General features: G+C 56.7%; 16 protein-coding genes and 1 pseudogene. 6 read left to right on the top strand and 11 right to left on the bottom strand.

What is annotated here, in order from left to right; genetic code table 11:
* Positions 1–79: 79 nt before the first annotated feature.
* The 5 genes from ilvN to O1724_RS00405 form a co-directional block, all read right to left on the bottom strand.
* A complete protein-coding gene (gene ilvN / locus O1724_RS00425; RefSeq protein ID WP_003861055.1) occupies positions 80–367 on the bottom strand; it encodes an acetolactate synthase small subunit in 288 nt (95 codons plus the stop codon).
* 3 nt (positions 368–370) lie between these two features.
* Positions 371–2,059 (bottom strand): acetolactate synthase large subunit, encoded by a 1,689-nt coding sequence (gene ilvB, locus O1724_RS00420; protein WP_003861056.1) that lies wholly within the window; start codon positions 2,057–2,059, stop codon positions 371–373.
* A gap of 229 nt (positions 2,060–2,288) precedes the next feature.
* Positions 2,289–2,387: an ilvB operon leader peptide IvbL gene (gene ivbL / locus O1724_RS00415; RefSeq protein ID WP_057979964.1), complete on the bottom strand. Its 99-nt coding sequence runs from the start codon at positions 2,385–2,387 to the stop codon at positions 2,289–2,291.
* 146 nt (positions 2,388–2,533) lie between these two features.
* Positions 2,534–2,953, bottom strand: a complete 420-nt coding sequence (locus tag O1724_RS00410; RefSeq protein ID WP_023323924.1) for a helix-turn-helix domain-containing protein — start codon at positions 2,951–2,953, stop codon at positions 2,534–2,536.
* A complete protein-coding gene (locus O1724_RS00405) occupies positions 2,950–3,264 on the bottom strand; it encodes a type II toxin-antitoxin system HigB family toxin (protein WP_023302825.1) in 315 nt (104 codons plus the stop codon). The genes O1724_RS00410 and O1724_RS00405 overlap by 4 nt, the downstream gene beginning before the upstream one ends.
* A gap of 486 nt (positions 3,265–3,750) precedes the next feature.
* Between O1724_RS00405 and tisB the strand changes: the two genes are divergently transcribed.
* The 4 genes from tisB to emrD all read left to right on the top strand — a co-directional run bounded on the left by tisB (position 3,751) and on the right by emrD (position 6,607).
* Positions 3,751–3,840: a type I toxin-antitoxin system toxin TisB gene (tisB, locus tag O1724_RS00400; protein WP_017383683.1), complete on the top strand. Its 90-nt coding sequence runs from the start codon at positions 3,751–3,753 to the stop codon at positions 3,838–3,840.
* Positions 3,841–3,904: 64 nt separating this feature from the next.
* Positions 3,905–4,351 (top strand): GNAT family N-acetyltransferase, encoded by a 447-nt coding sequence (locus tag O1724_RS00395; protein ID WP_003861064.1) that lies wholly within the window; start codon positions 3,905–3,907, stop codon positions 4,349–4,351.
* 62 nt (positions 4,352–4,413) lie between these two features.
* Positions 4,414–5,247, top strand: a complete 834-nt coding sequence (locus O1724_RS00390; RefSeq protein ID WP_003861067.1) for a DMT family transporter — start codon at positions 4,414–4,416, stop codon at positions 5,245–5,247.
* A 175-nt stretch (positions 5,248–5,422) separates the two neighbouring features.
* Positions 5,423–6,607, top strand: a complete 1,185-nt coding sequence (gene emrD, locus O1724_RS00385) for a multidrug efflux MFS transporter EmrD (RefSeq protein ID WP_003861070.1) — start codon at positions 5,423–5,425, stop codon at positions 6,605–6,607.
* Here emrD and O1724_RS00380 read toward each other — a convergent pair.
* Together O1724_RS00380 and dsdC are read right to left on the bottom strand one after the other, a co-directional pair.
* Positions 6,513–7,598: pseudogene (locus O1724_RS00380) on the bottom strand (cellulase family glycosylhydrolase); the annotation flags it as partial. The gene emrD and the pseudogene O1724_RS00380 sit on opposite strands and share 95 nt — an antisense overlap.
* 84 nt (positions 7,599–7,682) lie before the next feature.
* Positions 7,683–8,609: a DNA-binding transcriptional regulator DsdC gene (dsdC, locus tag O1724_RS00375; RefSeq protein ID WP_048241919.1), complete on the bottom strand. Its 927-nt coding sequence runs from the start codon at positions 8,607–8,609 to the stop codon at positions 7,683–7,685.
* 204 nt (positions 8,610–8,813) lie between these two features.
* Between dsdC and dsdX the strand changes: the two genes are divergently transcribed.
* Together dsdX and dsdA are read left to right on the top strand one after the other, a co-directional pair.
* Positions 8,814–10,151: a D-serine transporter DsdX gene (gene dsdX / locus O1724_RS00370; protein WP_003861075.1), complete on the top strand. Its 1,338-nt coding sequence runs from the start codon at positions 8,814–8,816 to the stop codon at positions 10,149–10,151.
* Between the two features lie 17 nt (positions 10,152–10,168).
* Positions 10,169–11,455, top strand: coding sequence for a D-serine ammonia-lyase (dsdA, locus tag O1724_RS00365; protein ID WP_022650093.1), 1,287 nt, complete (start codon positions 10,169–10,171; stop codon positions 11,453–11,455).
* Positions 11,456–11,487: 32 nt separating this feature from the next.
* On the opposite strand, the gene O1724_RS00360 is transcribed toward dsdA, so the two are convergent.
* The 4 genes from O1724_RS00360 to O1724_RS00345 form a co-directional block, all read right to left on the bottom strand.
* The gene (locus O1724_RS00360; protein ID WP_022650092.1) at positions 11,488–11,835 is read right to left on the bottom strand and encodes a DUF202 domain-containing protein; all 348 of its coding nucleotides are present in this window, start codon (positions 11,833–11,835) and stop codon (positions 11,488–11,490) included.
* On the bottom strand, positions 11,825–12,172 hold the full coding sequence (locus tag O1724_RS00355) for a YidH family protein (protein ID WP_414539111.1): 348 nt from the start codon (positions 12,170–12,172) through the stop codon (positions 11,825–11,827). Before O1724_RS00355 ends, O1724_RS00360 begins: the two co-directional genes overlap by 11 nt.
* 92 nt (positions 12,173–12,264) lie before the next feature.
* The gene (locus tag O1724_RS00350; RefSeq protein ID WP_126297377.1) at positions 12,265–13,587 is read right to left on the bottom strand and encodes a 6-phospho-alpha-glucosidase; all 1,323 of its coding nucleotides are present in this window, start codon (positions 13,585–13,587) and stop codon (positions 12,265–12,267) included.
* Complete coding sequence (locus O1724_RS00345; protein WP_022650091.1) at positions 13,584–15,206, bottom strand: alpha-glucoside-specific PTS transporter subunit IIBC; 1,623 nt, start codon at positions 15,204–15,206, stop codon at positions 13,584–13,586. The genes O1724_RS00350 and O1724_RS00345 overlap by 4 nt, the downstream gene beginning before the upstream one ends.
* Positions 15,207–15,406 lie beyond the last annotated feature (200 nt).

The following is a 15,406-nucleotide window of genomic DNA, read 5'->3' as shown; positions in this document are numbered from 1 at the left end:
TGTTCCTGCGGTCTGAAAAAGCCGGATGGCGCTGCGCTTATCCGGCCTACAAGAGCGAAAGACGCTTACCTTAAGCGATCTATTCGAAGAACACCGCAATTTTGTTAAACATGGTGGGATCGGACTGGTTGCGCGCCACGTTGGTGACGTCTTCCAGCTTGTCGATCTGCGCTATCATCTGCTCCAGACGCTGGTCGTCGTTGACCAGTAGCCAGATGCGGCTGTGCTCGCTGCCCTGAATCGGCAGGCAGAGAATGCCTTCCACGTTAAATGCCCGGCGGGCAAACAGCCCGCAGACGTGGGTCATGACGCCAGGGTGGTTGCGGACGGTGAGTTCCAGAATGACGTTATCATGTTGTTTCTGCATGGCTTATTCTCCCACCATCTCAGTATTTGCCGCACCCGGCGGCACCATCGGATACACTTTTTGTTCAGGGTCGATACGCACGTGGATCAACGCCGGGCCAGGGCGAGAAATCGCATCCTGCAACGCCGCGTGGGCATCTTCTTCGGCGTTCAGATCGCAGGTGTGCAGGCCAAAACCAGCGGCAATCTGCATGAAGTTGATCATCCCCGGATAGGTCGCCGCAAACACGCCCTGCTTATAGAACAGGCTCTGCTGCTGGTGTACCAGACCCAGCGCCTCGTTGTTCATCAGAATGATTTTGACGTCTAACTGGTTTTCGGCCGCCGTCGCCATCTCCTGAATATTCATCATCAGGCTGCCGTCACCGGAGAAGCAGATCACCTTACGGTCCGGGTTGGCGAGCGCCGCGCCAACCGCTGCGGGCAGGCCGAAGCCCATGGTGCCAAGGCCGCCGGAGGTCAGCCACTGGCGCGGGCGGTTCAGCGGATACGCCTGGGCAGTCCACATCTGATGCTGGCCGACGTCGGTGGTGATAATCGCGCTGTCATCCACGCAGGCGGCAACAGCGTTGATAAGACCATAGTGGCTCAGCGGGTCGCCCTCGGTTGGGATAGCGCCCGGGAACTCGCGTTGCAGATCGGCCACCAGCTGGCGCCAGTCGGCGCGGTCGGTTGCCACCGTCTGCGGGATCAGCTGCGCCAGCACCTCGGCCACGTCGCCCTGGATCGCCACGTGCGGCTGCTTGATTTTACCCAGCTCGGCGCGGTCGATATCCACGTGAATGATTTTGGCGTTCGGGCAGAACTGCTCGGTTTTGCCAATCGCCCGGTCATCAAAACGCGCCCCCATAACTATCAGCAAATCCGCCTCTTGCAGGATGTAGTTGGTGCTGCGCGCGCCGTGCATGCCCAGCATCCCTAAAGATAATGGATGCGCTTTGGGCAGCATACCCAGCGCCATCAGGGTCATGGTGGTCGGCAGGTTGGCTTTTTCCGCAAACTGGCGGATTTCATCCGCGGCGTTGATCGCCCCGCCGCCCAGATACAGCACCGGGCGTTTGGCGGCGTTGATCATTGCCGCCGCATCGCGCACGCTCTCAGCGCTGAACTCCGGCGCGGGGGCACGCTCGCCCGGCTCCGGCAGAATGTCGATCTCGATCTCTGCGGTCTGGACATCCTTAGGAATGTCTATCCACACCGGGCCCGGGCGGCCAGACTGCGCAATGCGGAACGCATCGCTGATAACCTGAGGCAGCTCGCTGATATCGCGAACTAAATAGTTATGTTTGGTGATGGGGATAGAGATGCCGTAGGTATCGACTTCCTGGAACGCATCGGTGCCGATCATCGAGGACGGCACCTGGCCGGTAATGCAGATCAGCGGAATGGAGTCGAGACGCGCGTCGGCGATGGCGGTCACCAGGTTAGTGGCGCCCGGCCCGCTACAGGCCATACAGACCGCCGGTTTACCCTGGGTACGCGCCATGCCCTGGGCGATAAAGCCTGCGCCCTGCTCGTGGCGCGCCAGCACGTGGCGGATCTGTGTGCTTTGGCTTAACGCATCATACAGCGGCAGCACGGTCCCACCCGGGATGCCCGCAACGGTGGTGATGCCCTGTCGTTCCAGTAAATGAACAATCAGCTGCGCGCCTGTAAAACGCGTCTTGGTGGATGTTGTGCCCGAACTTGCCATGCTCCAGTCCTTTTCTTCTGAGCCAGCTTTACGCGTCGTAGTTCAGGTTGCAGATGCGTTGGCTGCGTTCCCTCACCCCAGTCACGTACCTATGTACGCTCCTGGGGATTCGCTCACTTGCCGCCTTCCTGCAACCCGAACTACTTAGCGTATCCGGGAGGGGTCCTAAACGAAAAACCCCGCCCGGTTTGCGCCGGCGGGGTTTTGGATTCGTGTGTTGATCCAGTCCCTACGGCGCATTGCCGACGACCACCACCACACGCACGACGACCACTGCGGCAGGTTGCGCAGTTTTTAGTAGGGTCGAAGTGAAGATGGATGAAGTCATTGGGGACCTGTGTTTGGAATCATTGATTGAATTTATACAAACACAGGTTTTCGGGCGTGACAATGGAAATATTTTCATCTGCGCAAAAATGCGTCAGGGATCACGTTTCGTTTGTTGGGTGGTGACACTCAATAAAGGGTTTTTACTCACTCAATAAATAACGCAGGTGATACCCCAAATCTGGCCGCCAGCTTTTTAATATGGTTCAGGGTAAGCTGTCTCTGACCATTCAGAACCCGTGAAACCATCGATTTACTACCAATTTCATCCTTAAAATCCGATATCGTCAGATTGTATTGATCCATCAAGGTTCTTAAAACTGCAATTCCGACGGGAACGGACTCCATCTCCTTGCGTAATGCGACTATCTCTGGCCGATTAGCTTCGTAACGGCTAATTCTGGCGCACACAATATCCAGCAAGGGGCTATTGGGCTCGTTCATAAGGAGATACTCAACCAGCTCAAGCGCATCCTTATAATCTTTCTCGCTCGGCTGTTCACCCAGTAAAGGAACGGCCGCAACAAGGGCGTGCGTAGCTTTCATTGCATCAGCGACGATCATCATTTCTTCCCCTTAGTGCGATGTTTCTCCGTAAAACGGTCATATTCCTTATGAGTAAAAACATGGCGCACATAAAACTTTTGGCTTTCAAAGAAGATGAGAGCCACTACTCTGAGATTGTTATTTGCAATATCAATAACATAATGCTTATCAAGATACTTGAAGTTATCCAGCGTTGGGAAAAGTTTTCTCAGTGCAGCGGGCGTCGGGCAGTGGCTCTTTTCAATAACTCGTCCTAAAAAGAGAAGCTCTTCTCTGTGTTGCGGGAACTGGCTTACCGCATCCAAAATTGCCTTCATTGAGATTAAATGCATCCTGCTTGCCTGCCGCGTCCATTGCCATTATGGCAACGATAACACCTGTTGCCAATAAGTCAACGAAGGGTACTATTTTCACTTCGTCAGAAAACAAAAAACCCCGCCTAAGCGAGGTTTTTATCAGGGTTTTGCGGTTGGTTGCCGCAGAACACACTGTGTTACGTCAACGCGAAAAGTATACGCGATCGAAGACGAACGCGCAATTCCGGCACGGATTTTGACGTTTTTGAGTATGGATCGCCTTCCAAAATTTGTCCATAAAATACTGTTCATGCATACAGTATTTATCTATACTGAGGGTGTTCGCAGTGAGCGAGGGGGCCGCAGTTTACCGGCGCAACGAAGTCCTGGCTGAAACGGGTGGTGCCGTCAGTGCCTTAACCCCTGAAGTGAGCACACTGTGTTACGTCAATCCAGGTGCTGGCCACAGGCGGCGGAAAGGTACGCCAGCATCGTGCTCCTTTTAACCAAAAGGAGACGCGTATGAGCGTCGTGGATATGGTCATACTTGTCCTCAAACTCATTGTTGCTGTATTGCAACTACTTGATGCTGTCCTGAAATACGTTCGGTGATTCAGGTTCAAGTCGCACCTGAGAGGGGCGGGCAACCGCCCCTCTTTAATAACGAGGGAATGCTATGTCGCGTCTGTTAATTGAGCCCGTCACGCCCGATGAACCCGGGTATATCGCCCTGAAGGCGGAGAGTATCGCGTTGAATTTCAATATGCTGCGCAGGCTGGAAGAGAACTGGCAGCGGGGTGAAAACCGCTTTAACGCGCCGGGTGAAAAACTGCTGGGGGCGTTTCTTAACGGCAGGCTGGTGGGCGTGTGCGGCCTCAACCGCGATCCGTTCAGCCAGCAGCCGCGCGCCGGACGTATTCGTCATCTCTACGTCAGCGAAAAGTGCCGTGGGCAGGGCATTGGCAAACAACTTTTGACCGTGGTGATGGCGGATGCCAGCATCTGGTTTGATTTTCTTAATACCCATGCGCCGGAAACCGCGTACGGATTTTACCATCGGGCGGGCTTCAGGCTGGTGTCAGACGAACCCCGGGTGACGCACCGCCTTTTTTGCGCAGTGTAAGCGGCTGGCAGCATCGACGGGTGAATGTTACAGTTGGATGACATTTCACCAACCGATACGCCATGACCATCACCGTTTTCTGCATTTTACTGTTCGCCGCACTGCTGCATGCCAGCTGGAACGCCATCGTTAAAGCCGGAACGGATAAACTCTACTCGGCGATCGGCGTCAGCGGTTCAGCCGCGCTTATTGCCCTGATTTTACTGCCCTTCTCTCCTCAGCCAACTGCCGCAAGCTGGCCATATTTGTTCGTCTCCTGTGCGTTACAGGTGGTGTATACGGTACTGGTGGCAAAAACTTATCAGGTCTCCGACATGAGCCAGACCTACCCCCTTATGCGCGGGACGGCCCCTCTGCTGGTGGCGCTGATCAGCGTAATGGTGCTCGGGGATCATCTCTCCCGGTTTGCGTGGTCCGGCATCGGGGTCATTTGTCTGTCGATTCTGGCGATGGCGATGAACGGCCGCATGCAGTCACGCAAGGGGATCTGGCTGGCGCTGCTGAACGCCTGTTTTATCGCCGGGTATACCCTGGTGGACGGCACCGGTGTGCGACTCTCGGACACTGCGCTGGGCTACACGCTCTGGACCTTCTTCATGAACGGTTTCTGTCTGCTGAGCTGGGCAATGGTGGCGCGGCGTCGCGAAGCGTCCAGCTACCTGCGCCTGCACTGGAAAAAAGGGCTGCTCGGCGGCGTCGGGACGATGGGATCTTACGGTCTGGCACTCTGGGCGATGACCCAGGCACCGCTGGCTGTGGTCGCCGCACTGCGTGAAACCTCTATTCTCTTCGGCGCATTAATCGCATTTGTGCTTTTAAAAGAGAAGGTTGCCGGCCTGCGCATCGCGGCGGCACTGGGTATTGCTGCCGGTGCGATCCTGCTGCGCCTGGCGTAATTCGCTGGCAACATTAGTTGCCGATCTTGTTTACAAATCATGACTTCACGTCTTCTGTCATTCATCACAGTAATGCTTAAATTGTCATCTCTCTGTGGTAGATTCCTCGCGCATTTATGGGAATGCATAGTCACTTATTCTTCATTTATCTCTTTTGGCAAAAGTATTCAGCGACATGAAAAAGCAACGGAACGTGAACTTATTGTTGATGCTGGTGTTACTGGTGGCCGTCGGGCAGATGGCGCAAACCATCTACATTCCGGCGATTGCCGATATGGCAAAAGATCTGAGCGTCCGCGAAGGTGCAGTCCAGAGCGTGATGGCAGCCTATCTGCTAACCTATGGCGTTTCACAGCTGGTTTATGGTCCCCTGTCCGATCGCGTCGGGCGTCGTCCGGTCATTCTGGTGGGCATGAGCATTTTCATGGTAGCGACGATGATCGCCATTACCACTCACAGCCTGACCGTCCTGATTGCCGCCAGCGCCCTTCAGGGTGTGGGCACCGGCGTCGGCGGGGTTATGGCGCGTACCCTGCCGCGTGATATGTACCAGGGCACACAGCTTCGCCACGCCAACAGTCTGTTAAATATGGGTATTCTGGTCAGCCCGCTGCTGGCCCCGCTGATTGGGGGTCTGCTGGACACCGTCTGGTCCTGGCGCGCCTGTTATGCCTTCCTGCTGGTGCTGTGCATTATTGTCACCTTCAGCATGGGGCGCTGGATGCCGGAAACCCGCCCAAAAGACGCGCCGCGCACGAAGCTCATCGCCAGCTACAAAACGCTGTTCGGTAATGGGTCCTTTACCTGTTATCTGTTGATGCTAATCGGCGGCCTGGCGGGCATTGCGGTGTTTGAAGCCTGTTCCGGCGTGCTGCTGGGCGCGGGCCTTGGCCTGAGCAGTATGGTGGTGAGTATTCTGTTTATTCTGCCGATCCCGGCGGCGTTCTTCGGCGCATGGTTCGCCGGACGTCCGAACAAGCGTTTCTCCACCCTGATGTGGCAGTCGGTGATCAGCTGTCTGCTGGCCGGGCTGATGATGTGGATCCCGGGGCTGTTTGACGTGATGTCGGTCTGGACGTTGCTCATCCCGGCAGCGCTGTTCTTCTTCGGCGCGGGCATGCTGTTTCCCCTCGCCACCAGCGGCGCGATGGAGCCGTTCCCGTTCCTCGCAGGCACGGCAGGCGCGCTGGTGGGCGGTTTGCAGAACATCGGTTCCGGCGCGCTGGCCTGGCTTTCGGCTATGATGCCGCAGACCGGGCAGGCGAGTTTAGGCTTGCTGATGACCCTGATGGGGCTGCTGATTTTGCTGTGCTGGCTGCCGCTGGCGTCGCGTGTCTCGCATCACGAACAGCCGGTTTAACCGCATGATGGCCCGGCTTCTCGCCGGGCTTTTCACAGACGGGCGCAATCATCGCCTGCAATAGCCGCTCTGGGGCAGGCCGCCACGCCCCCTCTTCCCCGTCATAAAACTGAACATCGGCGTTTATCGCATACGGGATGTTGGCCTGTTGCAGCTCGCACGCCATAAACGTGGCAAACGCCATCTGCGAGGCAGTTGGCGTCAGGCTTTTCGATTCGCCCACCCCCCAGCCGCCAACCCAGCTCACATGCCCGGTTTTTTGTTGCCAGTGCAGCGCGGCGTTAATTCGGTTACGGATAGCCGCTTTCTCAGCCGCAGTTCCGGACGTCCACGGGTATTTACCGTTCGTTTTCAGCGGACCCCAGGGGAAAATATGCCACTCCGCCAGCAGGTAATTCTGGCTGTGCGCGGGCAGCTTCAGGGTGGATAAATCCTCCGGCGCGGCGCGCAGACGAGGGGCGATAAAAATCATGCGGCTGGCATCAATGGCGTGAATGTCTTTGATCGCTTTCTCATACACCCGGTTGAGCGAAGCAACGTTGTGGTTGAGCTTGTCCGCCGGTTCGTAGATCAGGTCAAAGCCCAGCAACGGCGAGCGCTGACCAAAATAGTGCGCCACGGCAATCCACCAGTTAATCACCTCTTTTTCGGTATCCGCTTTCGGGTCGTTTTTATATTCATCGGCCTGATAAGCGATGATGGGGATGACGCCGTATTGCTCGCAGGCCTCCACCAGCTTACGCAGGTGAATCAGCCGCGCTTCCGTCGGTTCGCCCGCCACCCGAATACGGACATGATGTATGCCTTTCGCTTGGAAATCACGGACCACCAGCGGGTCGAATTCGCGGATACCGCGCTCGGTGCGTGCCCAGTCCACATCCATCCCGACGCCCAGCTGCTGCGCATAACGGGCAGCCGTCAGCGGCGGCTCAGCGGCAGTCGCCCAGCCGGAAGAGAGTAAGATCGCAGTGGCAATAAAAGGCTTTAACACGGTTTACCCTGGAAAAATCAAAAGCATTACCTGTATTTAGCACGCTTTTTCACATTTGGTGTAGAGCGAAAGCGTAATAATTCTTCAACCCGCCAGCTCTCTTAGCCAGCCGATAAAGGCGTCAATTTTCGGCCACTGACGGCCGGGAAGCGTTGAGACGTAATAATGCTGATGGCACTTGAGGGTTTCCCCATCAAAGGGTGCGATCAACTCCCCCCGTTCGAGACGTTTTTGCACCAGCCGCTTTCTCCCCATCGCCACCCCGACATTACTCATGGCCGCGATAATGGCTAAATCAGAACGATCGAAGCCAATACCCGATGATAACGGCATATTCACCGCGTAATGCTGCGCCCAGCTCAGCCACTCATCCGTACCGGAATCATTGCTCCAGGCCTGACGGTCGTGCAGTAACGTGCAGTGGCTGAGGTTATGGGGGTTTTTCAGCAGTTCATGCTCCCGGGCATACGCCGGCGAGCAGACGGGCAAAATCTCTTCATCCATCAAAAAGTGATGAGAAAGGTGGTTTGGCGGCGTATCGTCGAAATAGAGCGCCAGATCGATGCCGGTTCGCTGCATGTTGACGTAATCATTACCAGTCAGAATAGTAAGTGAAATCGACGGGTAGCGGCGGGTAAAATCCCCCAGCATCGGCACCAGCCAGCACTGGGCGATCGACGGCCGGGAGTACACCGTTAGCGTACCTGACAGCGCCTGGTTTTTAATGTCCAGGATCTCCTGATTCAGGGTGTCGAGGGACGATTTCAGCGTCCAGTAAACGCGCTTGCCTTCCTGCGTCAGCTCCACTTTACGGTGTGAGCGGACAAACAGCTGAATGCCCAGCTCCTCTTCCAGCAGGTTAATGCGGTGGCTCACCGCGCTGGGGCTGAGCGACAGCTCCGCCGCCGCCAGGGCGAAGGACTCATGCCGGGCAGCCACTTCAAAGGTGTACATTTTCGACAGCTGCCAGCCGTTTAACAGCCGGTTTCTGCCTTCATTCGCATCGGTCATCACAATTCCCACACGTAATTTCTGCGTTCAGCATACCGCTCAAGAATGAATTTATGTGAACCAACGGCAAAATAAGTGCGCTTTTTAGAGTCCAGTCACTCAGTTGATCCAATCTGGCTCATCTGAACGCCAATTTATATCGTTTGTCAGCCCAAGCCGTTTTTTCGTCCAATATCCCCAGATGACATAAGGGTGAGGTGAGATATGGGATCTCAGGTCTGGGTTGTGGCAACGCTGCTTGTCAGCATCGTGTTGATTGTTTTAACCATCGTAAAACTGAAGTTTCACCCGTTCCTCGCGCTGCTGCTGGCAAGCTTTTTCGTTGGCGCGATGATGGGGATGAGCCCGCTGGATATGGTTAACGCCATTGAGAGCGGGATTGGCGGTACGCTGGGCTTCCTGGCGGCGGTTATCGGTCTTGGCACTATTCTCGGCAAAATGATGGAAGTCTCCGGCGCGGCAGAGCGCATCGGGATTACGTTGCAGCGCTGCCGCTGGCTGTCGGCGGACGTGATTATGGTCCTGGTCGGCCTGATCTGCGGCATTACGCTGTTTGTTGAAGTGGGCGTGGTACTGCTGATCCCGCTGGCGTTTTCCATCGCCAAAAAGACCAACACGTCGCTGCTCAAGCTGGCCATTCCGCTCTGTACCGCACTAATGGCAGTGCACTGCGTGGTGCCTCCGCATCCGGCCGCACTATTTGTCACCAACAAATTAGGGGCGGACGTCGGGACGGTGATTGTCTACGGTCTGGTGGTGGGCCTGATGGCGTCTCTGGTTGGTGGCCCGCTGTTCCTGAAGCTGCTCGGCAACCGTCTGCCCTATAAGCCGGTTCCGGCGGAATTTTCAGACCTGAAGGTGCGGGAAGAGCACACTCTGCCGTCGCTGGGCGCCACGCTGTTCACCGTGCTGCTGCCGATTGCCCTGATGCTGGTGAAAACCATTGCCGAGCTGAACATGGCAAAAGAAGGCTCGCTGTATACCCTGCTGGAGTTTATCGGCAACCCCATCACCGCGATGTTTATCGCCGTGTTTGTCGCCTACTACCTGCTGGGGATCCGCCAGCACATGGGCATGGGCGCAATGCTGATCCATACGGAGCACGGCTTTGGCTCTATCGCCAACATTTTGCTGATTATCGGTGCGGGCGGGGCGTTCAACGCCATCCTTAAAATCAGTGGTCTGGCGGAGACGCTGGCGCATATTCTCTCGAACCTGCATATGCACCCTATCCTTCTCGCCTGGCTGGTGGCACTGGTGCTGCACGCCGCCGTGGGTTCGGCAACGGTAGCGATGATGGGTGCCACGGCGATAGTGGCGCCGATGCTGCCGCTCTACCCGAACGTAAGCCCGGAGATCATCACCATTGCCATCGGGTCCGGCGCTATTGGCTGCACGATCGTGACCGACTCTCTCTTCTGGCTGGTGAAGCAGTACTGCGGCGCGACCCTGAATGAGACCTTCAAATACTATACGACGGCGACGTTTATCGCCTCGGTGCTTGCACTTGGCGGCACATTCCTGCTTTCTTTCATTATCTGAGCGCGAAGAGACGTATTATGGAAAACGCAACTATCACTACTTTAACCGCACAGTTTCCTCTGGTTGAGGATCTGATTGCCCTGAAAGAAACCACCTGGCTTAACCCTCGCACCACGACGCTGGCGGAAGGATTGCCGTATGTCGGGCTGACGAAAGCCGACGTAGACGACGCGCACGCGCGCCTGAAACGCTTCGCGCCGTATCTGGCGAAAGCGTTCCCGGAAACGGCGGCAACGGGCGGGATTATCGAATCCGACCTGGTCGCGATCCCGGCGATGCAGGCGCGGCTGGAGAAAGAATCTGCGAAGCCTGTTACAGGCACGCTGCTGCTGAAAAAAGACAGCCATCTGCCGATTTCCGGCTCGATCAAAGCGCGCGGCGGCATCTATGAGGTGCTGACCCATGCGGAGAAACTGGCGCTGGAAGCCGGGTTGCTGAGCGTTGAAGACGACTACAGCGTTCTGCTGGAGCCGCGCTTTAAGGACTTCTTCAGCCAGTACAGCATCGCGGTGGGCTCAACCGGCAACCTGGGGATGTCCATCGGCATTATGAGCGCACGCATTGGCTTTAAGGTGACCGTGCATATGTCCGCCGACGCCCGCGAGTGGAAGAAAGCCAAACTGCGCAGCCACGGCGTGATCGTCGTTGAATATGAGCAGGATTACGGCGTGGCGGTGGAGCAGGGACGCAAAGCGGCGGAAAGCGATCCGAACTGCTTCTTTATTGACGATGAGAATTCACGCACGCTGTTCCTGGGCTATGCGGTTGCTGGCGAGCGCCTGAAGGCGCAGTTTATCGAACAGGGCCGCGTGGTGGATGCCGATCATCCTCTGTACGTCTATCTGCCGTGCGGCGTCGGCGGCGGCCCCGGCGGCGTGGCTTTTGGCCTGAAGCTGGCCTTTGGCGATAACGTCCACTGCTTCTTTGCGGAGCCAACGCACTCACCGTGCATGCTGCTGGGCGTTTATACCGGGCTGCACGATGAAATCGCCGTGCAGGACCTGGGTATTGATAACGTGACGGCGGCGGACGGACTGGCGGTAGGACGTGCCTCCGGCTTCGTGGGCCGCGCGATGGAGCGCCTGCTCGACGGGTTCTATACCCTCTCCGATCAAAGCATGTACGACATGCTCGGCTGGCTGGCGCAGGAGGAAAGGATTCGCCTGGAGCCGTCGGCGCTGGCGGGGATGGCCGGGCCGCTGCGCGTCGATGCCGATGAGAACGTTACCCACCTGGTGTGGGCGACCGGCGGCGGCATGGTGCCGGAAGACGAGATGGCGAAATATTTAGCGAAAGGGAAGTAATTATGCCGGGTGGCGGCTGCGCCTTACCCGGCCTACAGGTGCAAAATTTGTTGAATGTGGGTTACCGCAAACAGCAGTGACAACGACAGCACGGCCAGGGCGATGAGGAACTTATCCCGCACCGCTTTCGGCTGCGCAAAGTCGTTCTGCGACACGTCCATCAGGTTACGGCTGCGGGTGTAGCGCCATAAAATGATGGCTACCAGCGCCAGCACAACAATGGAGATCCAGAATGGCGCCCCCGTGCGGTGCCAGTTGTGCTTAATGGCAAGAGCGATCAGCGCGCCATACCCCAGCAGCGTGCGCAGCCAGGCCAGCGAGGTTCGCTCTGGCTGAAGGCCGGGGTCCGCTTCCCGCCGCGCTTTGCGGCTATCCGGCATACAGCACCAGTAACATCACTACGCCCGCAACCATCAGCAAAATCGTACTAATAATGAGCAAGCCGCGCGTGTAGGGGAGATCCTGCTTCAGACGCATCGCCTTTTCATTTCTCAGCCAGCACAGATAGCCATAAATCGCCAGCACGCCGGCAATCAGGCACAGCAGCAGGGCCAGCACTTCGCGAATCAACGGGGTGGCAAAATCGGGGGCGAGCTGATCAAGGCCGACGCCTGCGGCCAGAAAGCCCAGGGCGGTGCGGATCCACGCTAAGAACGTGCGTTCGTTAGCCAGTGAGAAGCGGTAGTCCGGTGCTTCACCGAGGCGGGAAATGTTCATGAAAGTTCCTTGTCGTGCTGCATGCAGGCTTCAGCATAGCGTAATTCAGCCACGACAAGGAGACCGGCATCAGGCGATGCCGGTCAGAAAGATTAGTGCAGCTCTGGCCAGTAATCCTTATTCGCTTCAATCAGATCGTCCAGAATCGCCTTCGCCACCGATGCGCTCGGTACGGTTTTCGACAGGGTAATCGCCTGCCAGAGTTTCTGATACGAGCGCTGCTCCCAGGCGTCCACCACCAGTTTTTCCACCGCCACCTGCTGGCTCATGAGCCCTTTCTGGAAGTGCGGAATATCACCCACGGTCAGCGGCTCCGGTCCGTTGTGGCCGACCAGACAAGGGATTTCTACCATCGCGTCAGCGTCAAAGTTATGGATAGCCCCATTGTTAGGCACAATCAGCAGCATGCGTTCCTGGGTGTTAAAGGCAATCGCGGTCGCCAGATCGACGATGTACGACGCATGTTCGTCAATTTCCAGTTCACCGGCAGCAGAATGACCGGCTTCGATAATCGCCCGGCAGGCGCTGAACACGTGCTTTTCACGGTGGTCCATGACCTCATTGGCGCGGGTACGCTCCGGGTTGGAATGGGCGACCACATAGTCCGGGAACAGGTAATACTTCAGGTAGGTGTTCGGCATGGTGTCCGGATCCAGCGCCTGTACGTCTTTGGCCTTGGCGAAGGTATCGTTCCAGCTCGCTTCAGTATGCACATCTTCCGAAGGCGGAACATAACCGTTTTTCGCCACGTATTCGCGCAGCTTCGGCATCAGATCGTTGCCGTTCTGATCTTCAATCGACGTCCACCAGCCGAAGTGGTTCAGGCCGTAGTAGCGCACGCGCATCTCTTTGCGGTCTTTCAGGCCGACGATTTGCGCCATACGTCCTTCAATGCCGATCGGCATGTCGCAGATGTTGAGAATTTTCGCGTTCGGACGCAGGCGGCGCGTGGCTTCCGCGACAATCGCCGCCGGGTTGGAGTAGTTCAACATCCACGCGTTCGGGGAGTACTGCTCCATGTAATCCACCAGCTCCAGCACGCCGCCGATGGAGCGCATGCCGTAGGAGATGCCGCCCGGCCCGCACGTTTCCTGGCCCAGCACGCCGTGGCGCAGCGGGATTTTTTCATCCTTTTCACGCATGGGATATTTGCCAACGCGAATATGCGCCATCACGAAATCCACATCGGTAAAGGCCGCTTCAGGATCGGTGGTGTAACTAAATTCAATCTCCGGCGCCTGCTCCTTAAGGATGATTTTACACGCCTCGGCGATGATCTCCTGACGTGCTCCGTCATTGTCATAGAACTTCAGCGCACGCAGCGGGAAACGGTCACGGTTGGCTAACAGCATCAGGACGATACCAGGCGTGAATGTACTGCCGCCGCCTGCAATAACAACTGAGAATTTTTTCATGATATAGCCTCTGTCAGAGTGGTTTGTTCGTTTGTTAAAGGGGTTTTCATCAGCGATTCCAGCTGGTCGCGCACCTGAGGAACGTGCAGACCGACAATCACCTGTATGCCGTTGCCGCGCCGCACCACACCGTGTGCGCCCAGGGCTTTGAATACGTCATCGCTTTGGGTTTTCGTCATATCCACCAGGGCGATACGCAGGCGGGTGGCGCAGTTATTGATACTTTCGATATTCGCTGCGCCGCCGAGCGCCTGTAAGAACCCAGCGGCCTGTCCGACCTGCTGGCTGGCTGCCGCCGGGGCGGTGGTTTGCCCACGAGCGGCCTTATAGTCGGCCTTGCTGTAGAGCTTGATTTCGCTCTCTTCCCGGCCCGGCGTTTTGAGATTCAGACGTTCGATAAGCGTTCTGAAGACCACGAAGTAGATCCCGGTGAAGCAGAGGCCGATGCCAATCTGGGTGAATACCGTCGAGGCGTGGTTATGGAACATCGGGATCCAGTTTTGCGGCAGGAACTGGTCCAGCAGACCGCCGCCCATGTTCCCCACCACCCCGAAGATATACATCACCGTCGCCATCGTTGCGGCCAGCACGGCGTGGATGGCAAACAGCAAAGGCGAGATAAACAGGAAGGTGAACTCCAGCGGTTCGGTAATGCCCACCAACACGGCGGTAAGCGTGGCCGGGATCAGCAGACCTGCCACTTTGACGCGGTTCTCCGGTGACGCGGTATACCAGATAGCCAGCGCAATACCGACTGAGCCAAACACCTTAGAGTTGCCGTGCAGCGCGAATCCGCCCTCCGGGAACAGCGTTTTCAGCGGCACAGTGCTCTGGCTGAATTCCTGAAGGTGCTGTGCCCAGTAGACCTGAATGCCGCCTTCTACCGCAGCCGGGCCGAAGATAAACGGGCCGTAGACAAAGTGGTGTAATCCGGTTGGGATCAGAATGCGTTCCAGGAAGGTATAAACCCATACGCCCAGCGCGCCAGCGGTACGTAGAAAGGCCTGCAACGACTCAATGCCCATCTGCACTTTCGGCCAGCCCAGCAGCGTCAGCCAGGCGCAGGGGATCATCACGAAGAACGCGAGGATAACGACAAACGAGGTGCCCTGGAAAATCCCCAGAAAGACCGGCAACGGCTTGTCGAAAAATCGGTTGTGGATGGCGGTGACGAGCCCGGAAATGATAATCGCCCCGATGATGCTGGTATCAAGCGTTTTGATTCCGGCAATCATCGCCAGCCCGCTGCCGGCAGTGGGTTCAGCAGAGAAGTCGACGCCAAAGAAGTGGCCCCAGGTCATCCCCATCGCGTTGATAAAATAGTTCCAGGTCAGGAAGCTAATCAGCACCGCCAGACAGGCGCGGCCCTGCGCCTGCTTTGCCAGGCCAATCGGTAAGCCGACAGCAAAAATCAGCGGCATATTACGGAACACCGCCCAGCCGCCCTCTTCGATGATGTGAACAATTTGCGCGAACAGATTATCAGGCGCGGTTAAGGCCTCACCGACAAACAGCGGATTGCGAAGCATGATGGCGATCCCAACCACGATCCCGGCAAAGGGAAACAGCAAAACCGGGGTGAACATGGCGCCGCCAAAACGTTGTATTTGACTGAGCATTTTTAAATCCTCATGAAACAACCTGTAGGGGATAGAGGCCTTTATGGTTTTTTACTGGCCTGAGGTGAGCATAAGAAGTTACTGATGCGGGAACATGGCGTGCCGCTGCGATTCGTGATCGCATTCATGGTTTTAATTTGACCAATCAGGTCTACTTTTTAAACCAAACATGGACAAGTTAAGACGTATTCCACGCCATG

Source organism: Enterobacter cloacae complex sp. HYC074_NIDB, from assembly GCF_056673345.1.
The sequence above is the reverse complement of the archived record's forward strand: the minus strand, read 5'-3'. Positions and strand labels throughout refer to the sequence as shown.